We start from the raw sequence: 20,300 nt of genomic DNA, 5'->3' as shown, positions 1-20,300 counted from the left end.
GAGCAGTCCGCCGCATACGGTCAGTCAGTGCTCACGACGCTCCTGGTCACCGGCGGGGTCCTCGCCGGGCTGCTCCTGCTGCTCGCCCTGATCGTCGCCCTGAGCTCCCGGCCGGCTCCCCGCACCGCCCCGCGGCCCGGTGAGCGCTCCGCCGGCTGGGTGGCCGACGCCGGCCGCCCGCACCCCGACGCGTGGTCGCCGATCACCACGACGACGGAGATCCGCCCGGTCCGCTGACCGGGCCCCTGGTCCGGCGTCCCGGCGGCTGCGGACAGCGCGCCGCCGGGACGACCCGCCCCCTCAGCGCCGCACCGGCTCCCACCGCGACTCGGCGCGCAGCACCGGCTTGAGCACCTTGCCGCCGGGGTTGCGGGGCAGCACCGCCGACCGCACGGACACGAACTGCGGCACCTTGAAGTCGGCCAGGTGCTCCCGGGCGTGCGCCAGGAACGCCTCGACGTCGAGCTCGGCGCCGGGCACCGGCACGACGACGGCGCCGACCTTCTCCCCCATCACCGGGTCGGGTACCCCGACAACGGCGACCTCGAAGACCCCCGGCGCAGCCGCCAGCGCGTTCTCCACCTCGACGCAGTACACGTTCTCGCCGCCGCGGTTGATCATGTCCTTGGCGCGGTCGACGACGTAGGTGAACCCGTCGTCGTCGATGCGCGCCAGGTCGCCGGAGTGCAGCCAGCCGTCGGTGAACGCCTGCGCGGTCGCCTCCGGCTTGTTCCAGTAGCCCTGGACGACGTTGGCGCCGCGGATGAGCAGCTCCCCGACGCCGGTGGCGGGGTCGACGCCCTCCAGCCGCAGGTCGACCACCGGGGCGGGGAAGCCGACCGAGTCGGCGTGCGTGCCGGCGTACTCGTGCGGCAGGAACGTCGAGATCGACGACGTCTCCGACAGCCCGAACCCGTTGCCCACCCGCGCCGCGGGGAACGCCTCCTTGATCCGCGCGACGAGCTCCGGCGCGATCGGCGCCCCGCCGTAGGTGGCGAACCGGACCCCGCTCACGTCGACGTCGGCGAAGGCCGGCTGGTTGACCGCCAGCCAGAACACCGCGGGCACCGAGGTGACGACCGCGATCCGCTCCTCCGGGATGACCTGCAGGAACCGGCCGACCTCGAACGCCGGCATGACCACCGCCGCCGCGCCGCCCTCCAGCGCCGGCAGCAGCTGGCTGTTGCAGCCGGTGACGTGGAACAGCGGCACGCTGACCAGGTTCCGCAGCGTCGGGTCGTGCCGACCCAGCCCGACCACCCGGCGCGCGTTCTCCGTGTTGGTCAGGAAGTTCTCGTGGCTGGTCATCGCGCCCTTGGGGAAGCCGGTCGTCCCCGAGGTGTAGAAGATCGCCGCGAGGTCGGACCGGGTGAGCCCCTCCTCCGCGTACGGCGCGCCGTCGGGCAGTGGCTCCCCCGGCGCCAGCACCACGCGCGCGCCGCTGTCGTCGACCACGTACTGCGCCTCGGGCTCGGTGAACCGGGTGTTCACCGGCACCGCGACGCCGCCGGCCAGCAGCGTGCCGAGGAACCCCAGGACCCAGTCGGCGCCGTTGCCCAGCCGGATCGCCACCCGGTCGCCGCGGCCGACGCCGGCCTCGCGCAGCCCGCCGGCGACCCGCGCCGCGCCGTCCCACAGCTGCCGGAAGGTCAGCCGGGGACCGTCGACCTCGACGACCGCCTCGCCGTCCGGGTCGCGCTCGACCGAGGCCCGCAGCATCGCGACGACGGACGCCGGCAGGTCGGTGTAGTGCTTGACGCCGGCCGCGTCGCGCTCGACCCCCGCCTCGTCGAAGGGGTGCAGCGCCATCTCAGTAGGTCCCGGTGTTCTCGAAGTACCGCCGCGGGACGTCCACCAGCATCGTGGTGATCTGCTCCTCGGTGACGCCGCGCTCGCGCACGTAGGGCAGCACGTCGTCGTGGATGTGCGTGTAGTGCCACTGCGGCAGGAGGTCCATGACGCCGGGCGCCAGCCAGTCGATGTAGCAGGAGGCGTCCTGCGAGAGCACCATCCGGTCGGCGTAGCCGCGGCGGCACATCTCGACCAGCGTGTCGGCGCGGGCCTCGAAGGTGGTGTCCAGGTTGATGCCGAACCGGTCCATGCCGAGGACGAAGCCCGCGTCGGCGAGCTCGGACAGGTGGTCGACGTCGGTGGTGTCCCCGCTGTGCCCGAGCACCACCCGGCCCGGGTCGACGCCCTCGTCCGCGAGGACCTTCTGCACCTCCAGGCCGGTGTGGCTGCCCGGGTGGGTGTGCACGGTGATCGGGGCGCCGGTGGCGCGGTGGGCCTTGGCGACGGCGCGCATGACCCGCTCCACGCCGGGGGTGAGGCCCTGGTGGTCGATGGCGCACTTGAGGAACGCCGCCCGGACCCCGGTGCCGGCGATCCCGTCGGTGATGTCGCCGACGAACATGTCGACCATCGGGTCGGGCACCTCGGCGCCGACGGCCGCGTCGAGCGCCGGGCCGCGGTAGTGGAAGAAGAACGGGACGTCGTCGTAGGTGTAGCAGCCGGTCGCGACGACGATGTTGAGGTCGACCTGCTCGGCGATCCGCTGGATGCGCGGGATGTAGCGGCCGAGGCCGATGACGGTGGGGTCGACGATGGTGCGCACGCCGGTCCCGGCCAGCTTCGTCAGCTTCCGCACCGCGTCGGCGACCCGGTCGTCCTCGCTGCCCCACTCGTCGGGGTAGTTCTGCTGGACGTCGGCGTTGAGCACGAACACGTGCTCGTGCATGAGCGTGGCGCCGAGCTCGGCGGTGTCGACGGGGCCGCGGACGGTCTGCACCTGGGGCAACGGGTCCTCCTCTAGGACGTCCCGGACGACGCCGTCCGGGCACCGGGACGCTACCGAGGACGTGACCTGCGTCGCACCCGGGTCACGCCCCGGTCATCAGCTCCGCGGCCCGCTCGCCGACCAGCACCGCGGTCGCCGCGGGCCCGCGGGAGGGCGCCTCCGGCAGCACCGACGTGTCGGCCACCCGCAGCCCCGCGACACCGCGCACCCGCAGGTGCTGGTCGACGACGGCGCCCGGGTCGCCGTCCGGCCCCATCCGGGCGCTGCCGGCCAGGTGCACCGCCGTCGTGAGGTGCGCGCGGACCCAGCCGTCGAGGGCGGCGTCGTCGGCGAGGACGTCGTCGGCCGGGCCGGGCCGGGCGGCGACGAGCGGGGCCAGCGCCCGGGTGCGCAGCAGGCCGTCGGCCAGGCGCACCGCCTCGCGCAGCCGCCGCCGGTCGGCCGCGGTCGCCAGGTACCGGTGCTCGATCCGCGGCGGCGCCGCCGGGTCGGCCGAGACCAGCGACAGCCGACCGCGGCTCTCCTCGCGGTACAGGCCGGCGGCCAGCGACAGCGTGCGGTCGTCCCCGCCGCCGCCGGGGACCACCCGCCCCCAGGGCCGCAGCCAGGGCAGCACCTCCAGGTCGCCGGGCACGGGCGAGTCCGAGGAGGTGGCGTTCAGCGACCCGTGCAGCGGCAGCGGCCAGTCGCCCTCGGGCAGCCCGGGAACGGGGACCCACGGCAGGTACACCAGCGGGTGGTCGGACAGGCCGGCGCCCACCCCGGGCAGGTCGGCGACGACGCCGAGGCCGTGCGCGCGCAGGTCCGCGGCCGGGCCGATCCCGGAGAGCAGCAGCAGGTGCGGCGAGCCGACGGCGCCCGCGGCCAGCACCACCTCGGCGGCGCGCACCGGGCCGGTGTCGGTGTCCACGCCCACCGCGCGGCCGCGCTCGACGAGCACCCGCCGCACCCGCACCCCGCCGCGGACGGTGAGCCGCGGCGACCCGCGCCGCGGGGACAGGTAGGCCATCGCCGCGTTGACCCGCAGGCCGCCGTCGACGGTGAACGGCACCGGCCCGTAGCCGGGCGGGCCGCCGGCGTTCTTGTCCGGCTCCTCCGGGACGCCGAGCTCCGCGGTCGCCGCGGCCAGCGCCTCCGTCAGCGGCGAGCCGCCGGAGGGCCGGGTGACCGGCAGCGGGCCGCCGCGGCCGTGCCCCGGCCGGTCGCCGTACTGGCGGTCGTCCTCGAGCCGGCGCCAGGCCGGCAGCGTGGCCGCGAGGCTCCACAGGTCGTTGCCCGCGGCGGCCCAGCCGGCGTGGTCGGCGGGGGTGGCGCGGACGAAGTAGCCGCCGTTGACGGCGCTGGACCCGCCGACCACCCGCCCGCGCGGCAGCGGCGCGGTCCTGCCCGGGGTCAGCTCCGTGGTGAACGACCAGTTCGCCGGGTGTCCCGGCACGGTGGCGCGCAGCGTGGCGGCGTCGCGCAGGTCGGGCGGGAGGTCGGCGGGCCGGGGGTGGTCGGCGCCGGCCTCGAGCAGCAGGACCGAGCGGCCGGCGTCGGCGAGGCGGGCGGCCAGCGCGCAGCCGGACGAGCCGGCGCCCACCACGACGACGTCCCAGCTCACAGGCCGAGGACCCCCGGCAGGTCCAGCCGCCGGACCTTGCCGGTGGAGGTGCGCGGCAGCTCCCCCACCGGGTGCAGGCTCTTGGGTCGCTTGGCCGGGGACAGCCGCTCGCGCGCCCAGGCGCCGAGGTCGGCGGGGTCCGCGGCGCCCACGTAGGCGGCGACCACCCGCTGCCCCCACTCCTCGTCGGGGACGCCGACCACCGCGCTCTCCACCACGTCCGGGTGCGCGTCGAGGACCGCCTCGACCTCGGCCGGGTAGACGTTCACCCCGCCGGAGATGACCAGGTCCTCGCGGCGGCCGTCGAGCCAGACGGTGCCGTCGGCGTCGACCCGGCCGAGGTCGCCGACGGTGACCCGGTCGCCGCGCCAGGCCGCCGCGGTCTTCTCCGGGGCGCGCCAGTACTCGAACCGCGCCCACCGCGGCACCGCGCACCACAGCTGGCCCCGCTCGTCGGTCTCCAGCCGCCGGCCCGGCCGCGCGCGCCCGACGCTGCCCGGGTGCGCCAGCCAGTCGTCGGTGGAGCAGACGGTGAACTGGGCCTCGGTGGAGCCGTAGAACTCCCAGACGCTGCCGGCCGGCAGCGCGTCGAGCACCGCCCGCTTGAGCGGCTCGGGGCAGGGCGCGCCGGCGTGCGCGAGGACGCGGAAGGAGGACCAGTCGACGTCGTCGCGGGCGAGCAGCCGGCGCAGGTGGGTGGGGACGCAGAACGTCGTCGTGGGGGCGAGCGTGCCGACCGCCGCAGCCGCGCGGGCGGCGTCGAACGGACCGGGCAGCAGCACCTCGCCGCCGGCCAGCAGCGTGTGCACGGCGAACCGCAGCGGCGCCGAGTGGTGCAGCGGCGAGAGCACCAGGTGCCGGTCGGCGGCGGTGAAGCCCCAGAGGTCGATCTCCTCGGCGGCCAGCGCGCGGGCGTCGCCGTCGTCGAGGGTGCCGGACCACACGCCCTTGCGCCGCCCGGTGGTGCCCGACGTGTAGTGCATCGGCCGGGCCAGCGGCACGTCGGCGAGCGCGGCCTCGTCCTCGCCGGTGAGCAGCGCGGTGGGGTCGCTGCCGGTGTCGAGCGCGGGGTCGGCGTCGTCGGCGAGGGCGGCCCACTCGGCGGCGGGCAGCGCCGGGTCGAGCACCACGGGGACGATCCCGGTGCGCAGCGCGCCGAGGACGACGGCCAGCAGCGCCGGGGAGGACGCCGCCGACACCAGCAGCCGGTCGCCGCGCCGCAGCCCGGCCGCCCGCAGCGCCGCCGCGGCCCGCCGCTGGTCGCGCTCGCTGTCGGCGGCCCGGACGACGGCGACCCCGCTCACGGCAGGCGCACCCGCTCGCCCTCGACGACGACGTGCCCCTCGGCGGCGAGCTTGGCCAGCGTGGCCCGGGTCGACTGGGCGGCCGCGGGCCACAGCGCCCGCGGCACCTCGGCGTAGACGTCGGCCACCACCGCGTCGACGGTGCCCGCCCCGCGGACCATCGCGGCCAGCAGCTGCGACTCCCGGAACGCGCGGTGGGCCAGGTAGAAGTCGAGGACGGCGCCCGGGTCCTCGGTCAGCTCCGGCCCGTGCCCGCAGTACAGCGCGCTCGGCCCGAGGTCGTGCACCCGCCGCAGCGACTCCAGGTAGGCGACGACGTCGCCCTCCGGGTGGGTGACCACCGACGTGCCGCGCCCCAGGACGTGGTCGCCGACCAGCACCGCCCCGGACTCCAGCCGGAAGGCCAGGTGGTCGGGGGTGTGCCCGGGCGTCGGGACGACGTCCAGCGCGGTGCCCGCCAGGCGCAGCCGCTCCCCCGGCTCGAGCACCCGACCGCCGGGCCCCGCGACGGCGGCGTCGGCGGCGGCGACCGGTGCGCCGAACCGGGTCCCCCACGGCCGCGCGGCCTCGGCGTGGTCGCCGTGGTGGTGGGTGACCAGGACGGCGGCGCAGCGCGCGTCGCGGGCGGCCAGCGCCTCCTCCACCGCGGCGAGGTGGGCGGGGTCGTCGGGGCCGGGGTCGACCACGACGGCCTGCCCGCTGCCCGGCGCGCCGACGAGGTAGGTGTTGGTGCCGTCGAGGGTCATGCCCGACGGGTTGGGGGCCAGCACGCGGGTGACCAGCGGCTCGAGGTCCGCCGTCCGCGGCAGCCCGCCGGGGGCGGGGAGGTCCCAGGTGACGCGTGGGTCGGCGGGGGCGCGCACGACCGCACGGTAGCCGCGCCCGCACGCGGACCGCCCGCCCGGCCGTTAGCCTCCGGGCATGCGATCGATCGCGCACCTGTCCCGCTCCGCCGTCGTGGCCGCGGCCGCGGCCGTCGTGCTCACCGCCTGCGGCGGCTCCGACGGGTCGGGCAGCGAGGAGGCCGCCGAGTCCACCGCCGCGAGCACCTCGAGCTCCGCTGAGTCCAGCGGCAGCCCCAGCAGCTCCTCCGGCGCCAGCGACGACCCCGCCGTCGCGGCGTTCTGCGAGCAGGCCGCGCAGTACGAGGAGCTCGGCAACCAGCTCTCGGCCGCGACGCCCGAGCAGCTGCCCGGCCTGCTGCAGCAGGCGGCCGCCGCGTTCGACTCGGTGCAGCCCCCGGCCGAGATCGCGAGCGACTGGCAGGTCGTCGGCGACGCCGTCCAGGCCTTCTCCGACACCGCCAACTCCGTCAACCTCACCACCCCCGACGGCCAGGCCCAGCTGCAGACCGCGGCCCAGGAGTTCGTGACCGTCGCGCAGGGCCCGGAGGCCACCAACGTCGCCCGGTTCGGCGAGCAGAACTGCGGCGCCGCCGCCCCCACGAGCTAGTCGGCAGCACGACGACGGCCCGCTCCCCGCTCGGGGGGCGGGCCGTCGTCGTGCTCGGCCCCTGCAGGGGTCCGCCGCGAGCCGGCGAGGGTGGGGACGGTGGTCCTCCGATCAGCAGCCGCTGATCGACACCCCGCGGGCACGCAACCACGGCACCGGGTCGACCTGGCCGCCGTGGAGGGCGCCCGAGGGGTGGACCTCGAAGTGCAGGTGCGGGCCGGTGGACTGGCCACGGTTGCCGACCTCGGCGATCAGCTCGCCCGCGACCACGCGCTCGCCGGTGCCGACGTACTCGACGTCGACGTGGCCGTACACCGTCACCGCGCCGTCGTCGCCGCGGATGTAGACGGCCAGGCCGAAGCCGGTCGCCGGGCCGTGCCGGACGACGACGCCGGAGGTGGCCGCGTAGATCGGCGTCCCGATCGGGGCGGCGATGTCCACGCCACCGTGCAGGACCCCCCAGCGGGCGCCGAAGCAGCTCGAGGTCCGGCCCGAGGTCGGCTTCACGTAGCCGGACCCGCTGACCTCGGAGGCGGCTGCCGTCGCGGTGCTCGACGTGTTCGACGTGCTCGACGCCGCCGCGGCGCGGGCGGCGGCGGCCGCGGCCGCGGCCTCCTCGGCGGCCCGGGCGGCGGCCGCGGCCGCGGCGGCCTCCTCCTCGGCCTTCTGCCGCTGCCACTCCTGGTAGGCGTCGCGGGCGCCCTGCAGCTCCAGCAGGTGGATCTGCGCCGCCTGCAGCTGCTGCTCCAGCGTGGCCTTGTTCGCCTCCGCCGCGGCGACGGCGGTCTGCTGCGCCGCCACCTGCGCGTCGGCCGCGGCCTTGGCGTCGGCGGCCTGCTGCTCGGCCGCGGCGGCGGCGTCCCGGGTGACCCGCGCGGCGGACTCGGCGTTGGCCTGCCGGACCCGCGCGACCTCGAACTCCTCGAGGACGTCGACCTGGGTGTCGGCGACGTACTCCAGCAGCGCGGCCCGCTGGACGAGCTCACCGGGGCCGGCGGAGTCCAGCAGCGCGGACGCGGTGGCCAGGGTGGGGTCGTTGACGTAGCTGTCGCGGGCGAACCCGGCGATGCGGCCGATCGCGGCGTCGACGGCGTCGGTCGCGGCCTGCAGGTCGGCGGCGGCCTGGGCGGCGGCCGCCTGGGCCTGGACGAGGGCCTCCTCCGCGGCGAGGTAGGCGGTGCCCGCGGCCTCGGCCAGCACGCCGAGCCGCTCGAGCTCGCTCTCGGCGGCGGCCACCTCGGCGGCGAGCCGGCCCACCTCGGCGGCGGCCGCCTCCTGGGCCGCCTGGGCGTCGGCGATCTGGCCGTCGCTCGGGTTCGGCGGCGGTGGTGGGACGGCGAGCGCGGGCCCGGCTGTGCCGAGCAGGACCGCGCAGGAGAGCAGGCCGACCAGGGCGGCGCGGACGCCGCCACGGCGGCCGCGGGTCCGGGCGGGACGGCACTGCGGCATCGGGCGCTCCCTGGGGAAGAGGGGGTGGTGCAGGTGCGGCGTCAGCGTCGTCCGGCGGACACGCGCCACAGTGGCAACACGCGGCACGGAAGTCACACCGTGACCGCACGACACAGTCACCGACATCCGTCACAGCACTTGTCGACATCCCGGGCGGCGGACTTGAGACCCCTCAGGGGTGACGGACGGCACTTCCGCACGTTCTAGGCTCGGCGGTCGTGGACGTCTTCGGCTCCGGCGCTGAACAGGTGGTCTTCTGCTCCGACCCGGCCTCGGGCCTGAGGGCGGTGATCGCCGTCCACTCGACGGCGCTGGGCCCCGCGCTCGGCGGCACCCGCTTCCACCCCTACGCCACCGAGGACGAGGCGGTCGCCGACGCGCTGCGCCTGGCCCGGGCGATGACCTACAAGAACAGCCTGGCCGGCCTCGACCTCGGCGGCGGCAAGGCGGTCGTCATCGGCGACCCGCGCACCGACAAGACCGAGGCGCTGCTGCGGGCCTACGGCCGGTTCGTCGAGGCCCTCGGCGGCCGGTACCTGACCGCGTGCGACGTCGGCACGACCAACGCCGACCTCGACCTCGTCGGCCGGGAGACCCGCTTCGCCCACGGCCGCTCCGAGGTGTACGGCGGCTGCGGGGACTCCTCGGTGCTCACCGCCTTCGGCGTCTTCCAGGGCATGCGCGCCGCCGCCCAGCACCGCTGGGGCGAGCCGACGCTGTCCGGGCGCACCGTCGCCGTCGCCGGCGTCGGCAAGGTCGGCGGCTGGCTGGTCGACCGGCTGGTCGCCGACGGCGCCGACGTCCTCGTCACCGACGTCGACCCCGCCGCGGTGCAGCGGGTCCTCACCCGGCACCCCGGCGTCGAGGCGGTCGCCGACACCGCGACCCTGGTGCGCTGCCCGGCCGACGTCTACGCGCCCTGCGCCCTCGGCGGCGCGCTCGACGACGCGACGGTCGCCGCCCTGCAGGCCGAGGTGGTCTGCGGCGGCGCGAACAACCAGCTCGCCCACGAGGGCATCCCGGACCAGCTGACCGCGCGCGGCATCCTCTACGCCCCCGACTACCTGGTGAACGCCGGCGGGGTCATCCAGGTCGAGGACGAGCGGCACGGCTTCTCCTTCGCCCGCGCCGAGGCCAAGGCGGCCGGCATCTTCGACGTCGCGCTGCGGGTGTTCGAGACCGCCGCGGCCGAGGGCGTCTCCCCCGCCGTCGCCGCCGACCGGCTGGCCGAGCAGCGGATCGCCTCCGTCGGGCGGCTGGCGACCATCCGGCTGCCCCGCTGACCTGCGCCGTCGGCCGGGACGTGGCGGGGACCACCGCCCCTCTCGGGGGACCGCGGGGGAGGACCCGTGCCCGCGCCTCCGTCGTGTCGTAGGCTGGGTCAAGACACAGTCACTCAGTCGGGGTCGCCACGCGGGCCGTCCAGCCCGTGAGCTGGACTCCCGTTCTCCGTCACGAGGGGGTCGAGCCGATGGGGCGCGGCCGAGCGAAGGCCAAGCAGACACGCGTGGCCCGTGAGCTCAAGTACAGCTCACCCAACACCGACCTCTCCGCGCTGCAGCGCGAGCTGGCCGGTTCTCCGTCTCCGTACACCTCGTCGCGTGCCGACAAGGACGACGACGAGGACGACGACGAGTACACCGACCGATGGGCGGACGACGACTCCGAGGACGACTGGGCAGCCAGTCGCTGAGGGTCGGCTCCCCGCCGGTCTGATCGACACGACACACCGCCGTCCCCCGCGGGGCGGCGGTGTGTGCCGTGGTCAGCGGTAGGAACCGACCAGCCGCGCGCCGGTCCCGCCGGCGCCGACGGTGCCGGCCACCCAGGCCGGCACCCCGCGGCCGGTCAGCAGGCCCACCGCCCGCTCGGCCGCGTCGGCGGCGACGACGGCGACCATGCCGACGCCGCAGTTGAACGCCCGCTCGGACTCCTCGCGCGGCACGCCGTGCTCCTCGAGCAGGGACACCGCGGCCGGCAGCGCCCAGGTGCCGCGGTCGAGCACCGCCTCCAGCCCGTCGGGCACCACCCGCGCGGTGTTGCCGGCGAGCCCGCCGCCGGTGACGTGCGCGAACGCGTGCACGCCGTCGACGCCGAGCTCCGCCACCAGCGCCAGGCAGTCGAGCGCGTAGATGCGGGTGGGCTCGAGCAGCGCGTCGCCCAGCGGCCGGTCCAGCCCGGCGGGGGTGGCGGCGAGGTCGAGCCCGGCGGCGGACACCACGCGGCGGACCAGCGAGTAGCCGTTGGAGTGGAACCCGCTTGAGGCCATCGCGACGACGACGTCGCCGTCGCGGACCCGCTCGGGCCCGAGCACCGCGTCGGCCTCGACGACGCCGACGGCGGTGGCGGCCAGGTCGTACTCGTCGGCGGCCATGAGGTCGCCGTGCTCGGCGGTCTCCCCGCCGACCAGCGAGGCCCCGGCCAGCTCGCAGCCGGCCGCGATGCCGGTGACGATCGCGGCGATCCTCTCGGGGACGACCTTGCCGCAGGCGACGTAGTCCTGGAGGAACAGCGGCTCGGCACCGCAGGCCACGAGGTCGTCGACGACCATGGCCACGAGGTCGATGCCGACGGTGTCGTGCCGGTCCAGCTGCCGCGCCAGGGCGATCTTGGTGCCGACGCCGTCTGTGGACGAGGCGATCAGCGGGCGCCGGTAGCGGGTCGTGTCGAGCGCGAACAGCCCGGCGAAGCCGCCCAGCCCGCCGACCACCTCGGGCCGGCGGGTCCGCTCGACCGCCGTCCGCATGAGGTCGACGGCCCGCTCGCCGGCGTCGATGTCGACGCCGGAGTCCGCGTAGGTGTACCCGCCGCTCACGGACGGCGCAGGGCGTCGTCGGCGCCGCCGGGCACCGCGGGGCTGCCGGCCTGCTGGCCGGTCCAGCCGGTGACCGCGCGCTCGGCGTCGTCGACCCGCGGCATGGGGGTGCGGGCCACGCCCGCGGGGAGACTGCCCTCGAGGACGTGCTTGCCGAGCACCCCGGACTCGCCGAGCGGGATCGGGTACTGGCCGGTGAAGCACGCGGTGCACAGCCGGTTGGCCGGCTGCTCGGTGGCGGCGACCAGACCCTGCTCGGAGACGTAGCCGAGGGAGTCGGCGTTGATGGAGGCGCGCACGCCGTCGACGTCGAGGCCGTTGGCGATCAGCTCGGCGCGGCTGGCGAAGTCGATGCCGTAGAAGCACGGCCACTTCACCGGCGGGCTGGAGATGCGCACGTGCACCTCGACCGCGCCGGCCTCGCGCAGCATGCGGATCAGCGCGCGCTGGGTGTTGCCGCGCACGATCGAGTCGTCGACGACGACCAGCCGCTTGCCGCGGATGACGTCGCGCAGCGGGTTGAGCTTGAGCCGGATGCCCAGCTGCCGGATGGTCTGCGACGGCTGGATGAACGTGCGGCCGACGTAGGAGTTCTTGACCAGCCCGAGCCCGTAGGGGATGCCGCTGGCCTCGGCGTAGCCGACGGCGGCGGGCGTGCCGGACTCCGGGACCGGGATGACCAGGTCGGCGTCGGCGGGCTGCTCCTTGGCCAGCCGGCGGCCGATCTCGACCCGGGCGGCGTGCACGCTGCGGCCGCCGATCGTGGTGTCGGGGCGGGCGAGGTAGACGTACTCGAAGACACAGCCCTTGGGCTCGGCCGGGGCGAAGTGCTGGCTGCGCAGGCCGTTCTCGTCGATGGCCAGCAGCTCGCCGGGCTCCACCTCGCGGACCACCGAGGCGCCGACGATGTCGAGGGCCGCCGTCTCGCTGGCCACCACCCAGCCGCGCTCGAGCCGGCCGAGGACCAAGGGGCGCACGCCCTGCGGGTCGCGGGCGGCGTAGAGGGTGTCCTCGTCCATGAAGGTGAGGCTGAACGCGCCGCGCAGCTGCGGGAGCACCTCCATCGCCGCGGCCTCGATGCTCATGTCGGGCCGGGCGGCGATCAGCGAGGTGACCAGGTCGGAGTCGGTGCTGGCGGTGAACGCGCCGGGCACGCCGGCGTCCGCGGCCCGGCTGGCCAGCTCCGCGGTGTTGACCAGGTTGCCGTTGTGGCACAGGGCCAGGCCGGTGCCCGCGTCGGTGGTGCGGAACGTCGGCTGGGCGTTCTCCCAGGTGGACGCGCCGGTGGTCGAGTACCGGGTGTGCCCGACGGCGAGGTGGCCGCGCAGGCTGCCCAGGGTGGACTCGTCGAACACCTGGCTGACCAGGCCGAGGTCCTTGTAGACGACCACCGACGCGCCGTCGGAGACCGCGATGCCCGCCGCCTCCTGACCGCGGTGCTGGAGGGCGTACAGGCCGAAGTAGGTCAGCTTCGCGACCTCCTCCCCCGGTGCCCAGACGCCGAAGACGCCACAGGCGTCCTGGGGGCCGGGAGCATGGGGGTCGAGGTCGTGCGTCAGCCGTCCGTCACCGCGAGGCACACCGACGAGCGTACCGGCGCCCCGGGGGGTACCTCCTGTCCGAGCCGTGATCGTGACCACCCGGCTGCGGGTCCCCGCAGGTCCGGCGTGCGCCATGGGCGCGCGGAACCCCGGCCGGGGTCCGGCGCGTTGACGGACGGTCCACCTGAGAGGAACCGACATGAGCAGCGACCGGCCCGACCCGAACGACTTCCTGGAGATGGCCCAGCGGATGCTGCGCGGGCTGTTCGACCCCTCGCGCGGCGGCGACAGCGGCGAGGACGAGGACCCGTGGCGGCGGGCGACCGACCGCGACACGCGGCAGCGCCGGCACGAGCCCAGCGCCGAGGAGCGGCGGGAGAACCTCACGTTCGCCCTCGCCACGCGCGCCGTCGAGGCGCTGGAGGATCTGGCGCTCAACGTCGCCGCGATCCGCCAGCGCCTGGAGCGGTCGGGCACGCCGGAGGCCCCGGCGGCGGGGTCCGGCAGCGACGGGACCGCGGCCGGGGGTGACGCCGGCCCGGCGTGACGCCGGGCCGGCGCCCCTACCGGACGGTGCCGATCTCGGCGGAGATGCGGGTGTCCTCGCCGTGCCCGGTGTGCACCACCGTGTCGCCGTGCAGGGTCAGCAGCTTGCTGCGGATCGACCGCACGATCGTCGGGTGGTCGCTGAAGCTGCGGCCGGTGGCGCCGGGGCCGCCGTGGAACAGCGTGTCGCCGGTGAAGACGGCGGCGAGGTCCGGCGCGTGCAGGCAGGTGCTGCCCGGCGAGTGACCGGGGGTGTGCAGCGCGGTCAGCGACGTGCCGGCGACCCGGAAGCGGGTGCCCTCGGCCAGCGCCTCGTCGGGCTCGGCGCTCTCGTGGACCATCTCCCACAGCACCCGGTCGGCGGGGTGGAACCAGACCGGCGCGCCGGTGGCCTCGCGCAGGTCGACCGCGGCGGTGATGTGGTCGTTGTGCCCGTGGGTGAGCACGATCGCCGTCACCTTCCGCCCGCCGACCGCCTCGACGATCGGCTCGGCGCGGTGCGGGGCGTCGATCACCAGCACCTCGTCGTCGTCGCCGACCAGCCAGACGTTGTTGTCGACGTCGAAGTCCTGCCCGTCGAGGCTGAACACCCCGGAGACGACGGCCCTCTCGATGCGGGCGGCCATCAGAAGACCACCACCGACCGCAGCACCTCGCCCTTGTGCATCTTCTCGAAGGCGGCCTCGACGTCGTCGATGCCGATGGTCTCGGAGACGAAGTCCTCGAGCGGGAAGCGGCCCTGCCGGTAGAGGTCGACCAGCATCGGGAAGTCCCGCGACGGCAGGCAGTCGCCGTACCAGGAGGACTTCAGCGCCCCGCCGCGGCCGAACAGCTCGATCATCGGCAGGGTGAGCTGCATGTCCGGGGTCGGGACGCCGACCAGCACGACCCGCCCGGCCAGGTCGCGGGCGTAGAAGGCCTGCTCGAACACCTCCGGGCGGCCGACGGCGTCGATGGCGACGTCGACGCCGAACCCGCCGGTGAGGCCCTTGATCGCCTCGACGGCGTCGGTCTGCCGGGAGTTGACGGTGTGGGTGGCGCCGAACCCCTCGGCCCACTCCAGCTTCCGGTCGTCGACGTCGACGGCGACGATCGTCGTCGCGCCGGCCAGCCGCGCCCCGGCGATCGCGGCGTCCCCGACGCCGCCGCAGCCGAAGACGGCGACGGACTCGCCGCGCTGCACCGCCCCGGTGTTGATCGCCGCGCCGACGCCGGCCATGACGCCGCAGCCGATCAGCCCGGCGGCGGTGGCCGGGGCCTCCGGGTCGACCTTGGTGCACTGCCCGGAGGCGACCAGGGTCTTCTCCACGAACGCGCCGATGCCCAGCGCCGGGGACAGCTCCGTGCCGTCCTCGAGGGTCATCCTCTGCGTGGCGTTGTGGGTGTTGAAGCAGTACTGCAGCTGGCCCTTGAGGCAGGCGCGGCACTGCCCGCACACCGCCCGCCAGTTGAGGACGACGAAGTCGCCCACGGCCACGTCGGTGACGCCCTCGCCGACGGCGGCGACGGTCCCGGCCGCCTCGTGACCGAGCAGGAACGGGAAGTCGTCGTTGATGCCGCCCTCGCGGTAATGCAGGTCGGTGTGGCAGACCCCGCAGGCCGCGACGTCGACCACCGCCTCGCCCGGCCCCGGGTCGGGCACCAGGACCGTCTCGACGCTGACCGGTGCTCCCTTGCTGCGGGCGACGACGCCCCTCACCTCGTAGGCCATGCCGGGAGCCTATGGGCGGTCCCGCGGGGTCCGCGCCCGCTGCTCCCGCTGGCCGGGAACCCCGTCCCGACGGGCAGGTTCCCGAACCCGGCCGTAGCGTTCCCCACAGTCGTCGTCCCTCTGGAGGTCCCCCCGTGGCGCTACCCGGCTTCCTGCGCCGTGAGCGCATCGTCGCCCGTCCCGGCTTCAACCGGTGGCTCATCCCGCCGGCGGCGCTGGCGGTGCACCTGTGCATCGGGCAGGCCTACGCCACCAGCGTCTACAAGACCGCGCTGGTCGAGGACTTCGGGACCACCCAGACGGCGATCGGCATCGTCTTCTCCATCGCCATCGTGATGCTGGGCCTGTCGGCCGCCCTGTTCGGCACCTGGGTGGACCGCAACGGCCCGCGCGCGGCGATGTTCGTGTCGGCGTGCTTCTGGGTCACCGGCTTCCTCGTCGGCGGCCTGGGCATCGAGACCCGCCAGCTGTGGCTGCTCTACCTCGGCTACGGCGTCATCGGCGGCATCGGGCTGGGCATCGGCTACATCTCGCCGGTCTCCACGCTGATCAAGTGGTTCCCCGACCGGCCGGGCCTGGCCACCGGCATGGCGATCATGGGCTTCGGCGGCGGCGCGCTCATCGCCTCGCCGCTGTCCCGGCAGCTGATGAGCTGGTACGACCCGGGCTACGACGGCACCGCGGGCACGGTGCCCAACGGCGGCGCCGTCGCCGCGCTGTTCTTCACCTTCGCCGCGGTCTACCTCGTCTTCATGATGTTCGGCGCGTTCATCGTCCGGGTGCCGGCCGAGGGCTGGAAGCCGGCCGGCTTCGACCCGTCGACGGTCAAGCAGAAGGCGCTGGTCACCACCGAGAGCGTCTCGGCCAACAACGCGATCAAGACGCCACAGTTCTGGCTGCTGTGGACCGTGCTGTTCTGCAACGTCACCGCGGGCATCGGGATCCTCGAGCAGGCCGCGCCGATGATCCAGGACTTCTTCCGCTCCGGGGACACCTCGACCGTCGCCGCGACCGCCGCCGCCGGCTTCGTCGGCGTCCTGTCGCTGTTCAACATGGCCGGCCGGTTCGTGTGGTCCACGACGTCGGACTTCATCGGCCGCAAGCCGATCTACATGGTGTACCTGGGCGTCGGCCTGGTCCTGTACGTCGCGCTGGCCACCGTCGGCAGCAGCGCCACCTGGGTGTTCGTGCTGCTCGCCGCGGTGATCATCTCCTTCTACGGCGGCGGGTTCGCGACCGTCCCGGCCTACCTGCGCGACCTGTTCGGCACCTACCAGGTGGGCGCCATCCACGGCCGGCTGCTCACCGCGTGGTCGGCGGCCGGCGTGGCCGGGCCGCTGATCGTCAACAGCGTCCTCGACACCCAGGGCGAGCCGGGCAGCCTCGTGGCGGCCAACTACCGGCCGGCGCTGTTCATCATGGTCGGCCTGCTCGCCGTCGGGTTCGTCGCGAACCTGCTGGTGCGGCCGGTGGCCAGCAAGTGGCACGAGCCCCACCGCGACGCCGCCCCGGCCGCCCCCTCGACCCCGGAACGGAGCGCCGCCCGATGAGCACGCCGCTGTCGAAGACGACCTCGTCCGACGGGCAGCAGCCCGTGCACACGCCCACCGGGCTGATCGCCTTCGCGTGGACGCTGGTCGGCGTCCCGCTGGCCTATGGCCTGTACCAGACGGTCAAGACCGCGCTGACGCTCTTCACCGGCTGAGCGGCCGCAGCGGCAGGTGGGCCGAGAGGTCGGCCCGGTTGCCGCTGGCGCTGACCCGGCCCTCGGCGAGGGCCTCGGCCCAGCCGAGCTCGCCGGTGGCCAGCCGCAGCCAGGTGGCCGCGTCGGTCTCGACGACGTTCGGCGGCGTGCCGCGGGTGTGCCGCGGCCCGGGCACCAGCTGGACGGCGACGTGCGGCGGCACCCGCAGCTCCACCGAGCGGCCGGGCACCTGCTGGGCCAGCCACCGCGCGGTGGTCTTCACGGCCGCGCCCAGCACCGACCGCGCGGGCTGCCCGGCTCCCCCGGCCAGCCAGGGGCGGACGGCGTCGACGGCGGCGCGCAGCTCCTCGGCGGGGATCGGCTGCTGCGCGGGCATCAGCTGGTGGGGACGGTGCCCGCCGGGACGCTGCCCACGGTCGCCTCCGGGGTGCCGAACAGCGCCGGGAGGGTCGCCGTCCACGCCGCGCGGAGCTCGGCCAGCGGCAGCTCGCCGACGCCCTCGACGGTGAGCGCGTCGCCGCCGGTGGTGCCGAGCTCGGTGACCGCGACGCCGGCCCACTCGGCGGTGGTGCGCACCGCCTCGGGGTCGGTGGTGGTGACGACGGCGCGGGCGCCGGACTCGCTGAACAGCGCGGTGAACGCGTCGTCGCCGAGCCGCAGCGTGGCGCCGGTGCCGTAGCGGAGCGCGGACTCGGCCAGCGCCTGCGCGAGGCCGCCGTCGGCGAGGTCGTGCGCGGAGGCCACCAGGCCCTCGCGGCCCAGGGCCCCGAGCAGCTCGCCGAGGGTGCGCTCGGCCTCGAGGTCGACGGCCGGCGGGCGGCCGCCGAGGTGGCCGTGGACGACGCCGGCCCAGGCCGACCCGCCGAACTCCGGCCGGGTCTCGCCGAGCAGCAGCACGGTCTCGCCGCCGGCCCGCCAGCCGGTGGGGATGCGCGTGCGGACGTCGTCGTGCACGCCCAGGACGCCGATGACCGGCGTCGGGTTGATGGCGACGTCGCCGGTCTGGTTGTAGAGGCTCACGTTGCCGCCGGTGACCGGCAGGCCGAGGTCGCGGCAGGCGTCGGCCAGGCCGCGGACGGCCTCGGCGAACTGCCACATGACCTCGGGCTCCTCCGGGGAGCCGAAGTTCAGGCAGTTGGTGACCGCCAGCGGCCGGGCGCCGGTGACGGCGACGTTGCGGTAGGCCTCGGCGAGGTTGAGCTGGGCGCCGGTGTAGGGGTCGAGCCGGGCGAAGCGGGCGTTGCCGTCCAGCGCCAGGGCGATGCCGCGGTGGGTGTCCTCGTCGATGCGGACCACGCCGGCGTCGTCGGGCTGGGCGAGCACCGTGTTGCCGCGGACGTAGCGGTCGTACTGCTCGGTGACCCAGGTCTTGTCCGCGCCGTCGGGGCTGGCGACGACGGCCAGCCAGTGCGCGGTGAGCTCCTCCGGCGTGGCCGGGCGGGGCAGCGCGGCCGGGTCGTCGGCCTGCAGGGCGTCGAGGTCGGCGGGGCGCTGCATCGGCCGCTCGTAGACCGGGCCCTCGTGCGCGACGGTGCGCGGCGGGACGTCGACGATGCGCTCGCCGTGCCAGTCGACGGTGAGCCGGTCGCCGTCGGTGACCTCACCGATGACGGTGGCGAGGACGTCCCACTTGCGGCAGACGGCGAGGAGGGCGTCGACCTTGTCCGGTTCGACGATCGCGCACATGCGCTCCTGCGACTCGCTCATGAGGATCTCGGCGGGCGTCAGGGTGCTGTCGCGCAGCGGGACGCGGTCGAGGTCGACGTGCATGCCGCCGGTGCCGGCGCTGGCCAGCTCGGAGGTGGCGCAGGACAGCCCGGCGCCGCCGAGGTCCTGGATGCCGGTGACCAGGTCGGCGGCGAAGATCTCGAGGCAGGCCTCGATGAGCAGCTTCTCGGTGAACGGGTCACCGACCTGCACGCTCGGGCGCTTGGCCGGGCCCTCCTGGTCGAAGGTCTCGCTGGCGAGCACGCTCACGCCGCCGATGCCGTCGCCGCCGGTGCGGGCGCCGAACAGGACGACCTTGTTGCCGACGCCCTCGGCCTTCGCCAGGCGGACGTCCTCGTGCTTCATGACGCCGACGCACAGCGCGTTGACCAGCGGGTTGCCGGCGTAGCACTCGTCGAACAGCAGCTCGCCGCCGATGTTGGGGAGGCCCAGGCAGTTGCCGTAGCCGCCGACGCCGGCGACGACGCCGGGCAGCACGCGGGCGGTGTCGGGGGCCTCGGCGCGGCCGAACCGCAGCGAGTCCATGACGGCGACCGGGCGGGCGCCCATGGTGAGGATGTCGCGGACGATGCCGCCGACCCCGGTGGCCGCGCCCTGGTACGGCTCGACGTAGCTCGGGTGGTTGTGCGACTCGACCTTGAAGGTCACCGCGTAGCCGTCGCCGACGTCGACCACGCCGGCGTTCTCGCCGATGCCGACCAGCAGGTGCTCGCTGCGCGGCAGGTCACCGAACCGGCGCAGGTGCACCTTCGAGCTCTTGTAGGAGCAGTGCTCGCTCCACATGACCGAGTACATGGCCAGCTCGGCGGTGGTGGGCCGGCGGCCGAGGATGTCGCGGATCCGCGCGTACTCGTCGCTCTTCAGGCCGAGCTCGGCGAAGGGCTGCTCGACGTCCGGGGTGCTCTCCGCGAGCGCGACGGTGTCGAGCCGGTTGGCCAGCGGGCCGGGGCCCGTGTCGAGGTCGGAGAGACCCTGCGTCATGCGCTGACGACCGCCTTCAGGACGCTGGTGAAGAAGCCGAGGCCGTCGGTCGACGGCCCGGTGAGGTCCTCGACGGCGTGCTCGGGGTGGGGCATGAGCCCGACGACCCGGCCGTCCTCGCTGGTGACCCCCGCGACGTCGCGGAGGCTGCCGTTCGGGTTCCCGCCCACGTACCGGACGGCGACCCGGCCCTCGCCCTCGAGCCGCTCGAGCTCGGCCGGCGCGGCGACGTAGCGCCCCTCGCCGTTCTTGACCGGGACGACGATCTCCTGGCCCGGCGCGTACGCCGACGTCCACGCGGTGTCGGCCCGCTCGATCCGGAGCCGCTGGTCGCGGTTGCGGAAGTGCAGGTGGCTGTTGCGGGTGAGCGCGCCGGGCAGCAGGCCCGCCTCGCAGAGCACCTGGAAGCCGTTGCAGATGCCGAGGACCGGCATGCCCTGCCGCGCCCGGTCGACGACGTCCTGCATGAGCGGCGCGCGGGCGGCGATGGCGCCGGCGCGCAGGTAGTCGCCGTAGGAGAAGCCGCCGGGCAGGACGACGGCGTCGACGTCCTTCAGGTCGTGGTCGGCGTGCCAGAGGACGACGGGCTCGGCGCCGGCCAGCCGCACCGCCCGGGCGGCGTCGACGTCGTCGAGGGAGCCGGGGAAGGTGATGATCCCGATGCGCAC

At 75.4% G+C, this 20,300-nt stretch carries 20 protein-coding genes; 7 read left to right on the top strand and 13 right to left on the bottom strand.

Annotation, left to right across the window (positions count from 1 at the left end; translation table 11 throughout):
- Nucleotides 1–27 precede the first annotated feature (27 nt).
- A complete protein-coding gene (locus ACI79B_RS07870) occupies nucleotides 28–237 on the top strand; it encodes a hypothetical protein (protein WP_456927491.1) in 210 nt (69 codons plus the stop codon).
- A 63-nt stretch (nucleotides 238–300) separates the two neighbouring features.
- On the opposite strand, the gene ACI79B_RS07865 is transcribed toward ACI79B_RS07870, so the two are convergent.
- The 5 genes from ACI79B_RS07865 to ACI79B_RS07845 form a co-directional block, all read right to left on the bottom strand.
- Nucleotides 301–1,809 (bottom strand): class I adenylate-forming enzyme family protein, encoded by a 1,509-nt coding sequence (locus tag ACI79B_RS07865; RefSeq protein WP_456927490.1) that lies wholly within the window; start codon nucleotides 1,807–1,809, stop codon nucleotides 301–303.
- 1 nt (nucleotide 1,810) lies between these two features.
- Complete coding sequence (locus ACI79B_RS07860; RefSeq protein ID WP_456927592.1) at nucleotides 1,811–2,788, bottom strand: phosphotriesterase family protein; 978 nt, start codon at nucleotides 2,786–2,788, stop codon at nucleotides 1,811–1,813.
- A 91-nt stretch (nucleotides 2,789–2,879) separates the two neighbouring features.
- Nucleotides 2,880–4,400 (bottom strand): mycofactocin dehydrogenase MftG, encoded by a 1,521-nt coding sequence (mftG, locus tag ACI79B_RS07855; RefSeq protein ID WP_456927489.1) that lies wholly within the window; start codon nucleotides 4,398–4,400, stop codon nucleotides 2,880–2,882.
- Nucleotides 4,397–5,704 (bottom strand): class I adenylate-forming enzyme family protein, encoded by a 1,308-nt coding sequence (locus ACI79B_RS07850; protein ID WP_456927488.1) that lies wholly within the window; start codon nucleotides 5,702–5,704, stop codon nucleotides 4,397–4,399. Before ACI79B_RS07850 ends, mftG begins: the two co-directional genes overlap by 4 nt.
- A complete protein-coding gene (locus tag ACI79B_RS07845; RefSeq protein WP_456927486.1) occupies nucleotides 5,701–6,567 on the bottom strand; it encodes an MBL fold metallo-hydrolase in 867 nt (288 codons plus the stop codon). Before ACI79B_RS07845 ends, ACI79B_RS07850 begins: the two co-directional genes overlap by 4 nt.
- Nucleotides 6,568–6,625: 58 nt before the next feature.
- On the opposite strand from ACI79B_RS07845, the gene ACI79B_RS07840 reads away from it, so the two are divergent.
- Nucleotides 6,626–7,156, top strand: a complete 531-nt coding sequence (locus ACI79B_RS07840; RefSeq protein ID WP_456927485.1) for a hypothetical protein — start codon at nucleotides 6,626–6,628, stop codon at nucleotides 7,154–7,156.
- Between the two features lie 111 nt (nucleotides 7,157–7,267).
- On the opposite strand, the gene ACI79B_RS07835 is transcribed toward ACI79B_RS07840, so the two are convergent.
- Entirely contained in the window at nucleotides 7,268–8,605 is a 1,338-nt protein-coding gene (locus ACI79B_RS07835) for a M23 family metallopeptidase (RefSeq protein WP_456927484.1), read from the bottom strand.
- 218 nt (nucleotides 8,606–8,823) lie between these two features.
- Between ACI79B_RS07835 and ACI79B_RS07830 the strand changes: the two genes are divergently transcribed.
- Together ACI79B_RS07830 and ACI79B_RS07825 are read left to right on the top strand one after the other, a co-directional pair.
- Nucleotides 8,824–9,888: a Glu/Leu/Phe/Val family dehydrogenase gene (locus ACI79B_RS07830; protein ID WP_456927483.1), complete on the top strand. Its 1,065-nt coding sequence runs from the start codon at nucleotides 8,824–8,826 to the stop codon at nucleotides 9,886–9,888.
- Between the two features lie 188 nt (nucleotides 9,889–10,076).
- The gene (locus tag ACI79B_RS07825) at nucleotides 10,077–10,298 is read left to right on the top strand and encodes a DUF3073 domain-containing protein (protein ID WP_456927482.1); all 222 of its coding nucleotides are present in this window, start codon (nucleotides 10,077–10,079) and stop codon (nucleotides 10,296–10,298) included.
- Nucleotides 10,299–10,370: 72 nt separating this feature from the next.
- Here ACI79B_RS07825 and purM read toward each other — a convergent pair whose 3' ends face one another.
- Both purM and purF read right to left on the bottom strand, forming a co-directional pair.
- Nucleotides 10,371–11,420 carry a phosphoribosylformylglycinamidine cyclo-ligase gene (gene purM / locus ACI79B_RS07820; RefSeq protein WP_456927481.1) on the bottom strand — a complete coding sequence of 350 codons (1,050 nt, stop codon included), beginning with the start codon at nucleotides 11,418–11,420 and terminating at the stop codon, nucleotides 10,371–10,373.
- Nucleotides 11,417–13,000, bottom strand: a complete 1,584-nt coding sequence (purF, locus tag ACI79B_RS07815) for an amidophosphoribosyltransferase (RefSeq protein WP_456927480.1) — start codon at nucleotides 12,998–13,000, stop codon at nucleotides 11,417–11,419. The genes purM and purF overlap by 4 nt, the downstream gene beginning before the upstream one ends.
- Nucleotides 13,001–13,160: 160 nt before the next feature.
- Between purF and ACI79B_RS07810 the strand changes: the two genes are divergently transcribed.
- A complete protein-coding gene (locus ACI79B_RS07810; protein WP_456927479.1) occupies nucleotides 13,161–13,508 on the top strand; it encodes a hypothetical protein in 348 nt (115 codons plus the stop codon).
- 16 nt (nucleotides 13,509–13,524) lie between these two features.
- Here the strand turns inward: ACI79B_RS07810 and ACI79B_RS07805 are convergent, their stop codons facing one another.
- Together ACI79B_RS07805 and ACI79B_RS07800 are read right to left on the bottom strand one after the other, a co-directional pair.
- The gene (locus tag ACI79B_RS07805; RefSeq protein WP_456927478.1) at nucleotides 13,525–14,133 is read right to left on the bottom strand and encodes an MBL fold metallo-hydrolase; all 609 of its coding nucleotides are present in this window, start codon (nucleotides 14,131–14,133) and stop codon (nucleotides 13,525–13,527) included.
- Nucleotides 14,133–15,218 (bottom strand): S-(hydroxymethyl)mycothiol dehydrogenase, encoded by a 1,086-nt coding sequence (locus ACI79B_RS07800; protein ID WP_456927477.1) that lies wholly within the window; start codon nucleotides 15,216–15,218, stop codon nucleotides 14,133–14,135. Before ACI79B_RS07800 ends, ACI79B_RS07805 begins: the two co-directional genes overlap by 1 nt.
- 134 nt (nucleotides 15,219–15,352) lie before the next feature.
- Between ACI79B_RS07800 and ACI79B_RS07795 the strand changes: the two genes are divergently transcribed.
- Both ACI79B_RS07795 and ACI79B_RS07790 read left to right on the top strand, forming a co-directional pair.
- Nucleotides 15,353–16,768 carry an OFA family MFS transporter gene (locus tag ACI79B_RS07795; RefSeq protein WP_456927476.1) on the top strand — a complete coding sequence of 472 codons (1,416 nt, stop codon included), beginning with the start codon at nucleotides 15,353–15,355 and terminating at the stop codon, nucleotides 16,766–16,768.
- Nucleotides 16,765–16,923, top strand: a complete 159-nt coding sequence (locus ACI79B_RS07790; protein WP_456927475.1) for an MFS transporter small subunit — start codon at nucleotides 16,765–16,767, stop codon at nucleotides 16,921–16,923. Before ACI79B_RS07795 ends, ACI79B_RS07790 begins: the two co-directional genes overlap by 4 nt.
- On the opposite strand, the gene ACI79B_RS07785 is transcribed toward ACI79B_RS07790, so the two are convergent.
- Genes ACI79B_RS07785 through purQ form a run of 3 tightly spaced genes read right to left on the bottom strand, consistent with a single transcriptional unit; the run spans nucleotide 16,913 to nucleotide 20,300 of the window.
- Nucleotides 16,913–17,299: a sterol carrier family protein gene (locus ACI79B_RS07785; protein WP_456927474.1), complete on the bottom strand. Its 387-nt coding sequence runs from the start codon at nucleotides 17,297–17,299 to the stop codon at nucleotides 16,913–16,915. The two genes, ACI79B_RS07790 and ACI79B_RS07785, sit on opposite strands and share 11 nt — an antisense overlap.
- A complete protein-coding gene (gene purL / locus ACI79B_RS07780; RefSeq protein WP_456927473.1) occupies nucleotides 17,299–19,632 on the bottom strand; it encodes a phosphoribosylformylglycinamidine synthase subunit PurL in 2,334 nt (777 codons plus the stop codon). Before purL ends, ACI79B_RS07785 begins: the two co-directional genes overlap by 1 nt.
- On the bottom strand, nucleotides 19,629–20,300 hold the full coding sequence (gene purQ / locus ACI79B_RS07775) for a phosphoribosylformylglycinamidine synthase subunit PurQ (protein WP_456927472.1): 672 nt from the start codon (nucleotides 20,298–20,300) through the stop codon (nucleotides 19,629–19,631). The genes purL and purQ overlap by 4 nt, the downstream gene beginning before the upstream one ends.

Source organism: Geodermatophilus sp. SYSU D00879, from assembly GCF_054050375.1.
Note: the sequence above shows the minus strand (reverse complement) of the source record. Positions and strands in the feature narration are given on the sequence as shown.

Excerpts from the sequence above, each read along its gene's own strand:
- ACI79B_RS07810 (WP_456927479.1), top strand. The coding sequence starts at position 13,161 with ATGAGCAGCGACCGGCCCGACCCGAACGACTTCCTGGAGATGGCCCAG.
- ACI79B_RS07840 (WP_456927485.1), top strand. The coding sequence starts at position 6,626 with ATGCGATCGATCGCGCACCTGTCCCGCTCCGCCGTCGTGGCCGCGGCC.
- ACI79B_RS07785 (WP_456927474.1), bottom strand. The coding sequence starts at position 17,299 with ATGCCCGCGCAGCAGCCGATCCCCGCCGAGGAGCTGCGCGCCGCCGTC.
- ACI79B_RS07790 (WP_456927475.1), top strand. The coding sequence starts at position 16,765 with ATGAGCACGCCGCTGTCGAAGACGACCTCGTCCGACGGGCAGCAGCCC.
- ACI79B_RS07800 (WP_456927477.1), bottom strand. The coding sequence starts at position 15,218 with ATGGCCTACGAGGTGAGGGGCGTCGTCGCCCGCAGCAAGGGAGCACCG.
- ACI79B_RS07835 (WP_456927484.1), bottom strand. The coding sequence starts at position 8,605 with ATGCCGCAGTGCCGTCCCGCCCGGACCCGCGGCCGCCGTGGCGGCGTC.
- ACI79B_RS07825 (WP_456927482.1), top strand. The coding sequence starts at position 10,077 with ATGGGGCGCGGCCGAGCGAAGGCCAAGCAGACACGCGTGGCCCGTGAG.
- ACI79B_RS07805 (WP_456927478.1), bottom strand. The coding sequence starts at position 14,133 with ATGGCCGCCCGCATCGAGAGGGCCGTCGTCTCCGGGGTGTTCAGCCTC.
- purL (WP_456927473.1), bottom strand. The coding sequence starts at position 19,632 with ATGACGCAGGGTCTCTCCGACCTCGACACGGGCCCCGGCCCGCTGGCC.
- ACI79B_RS07865 (WP_456927490.1), bottom strand. The coding sequence starts at position 1,809 with ATGGCGCTGCACCCCTTCGACGAGGCGGGGGTCGAGCGCGACGCGGCC.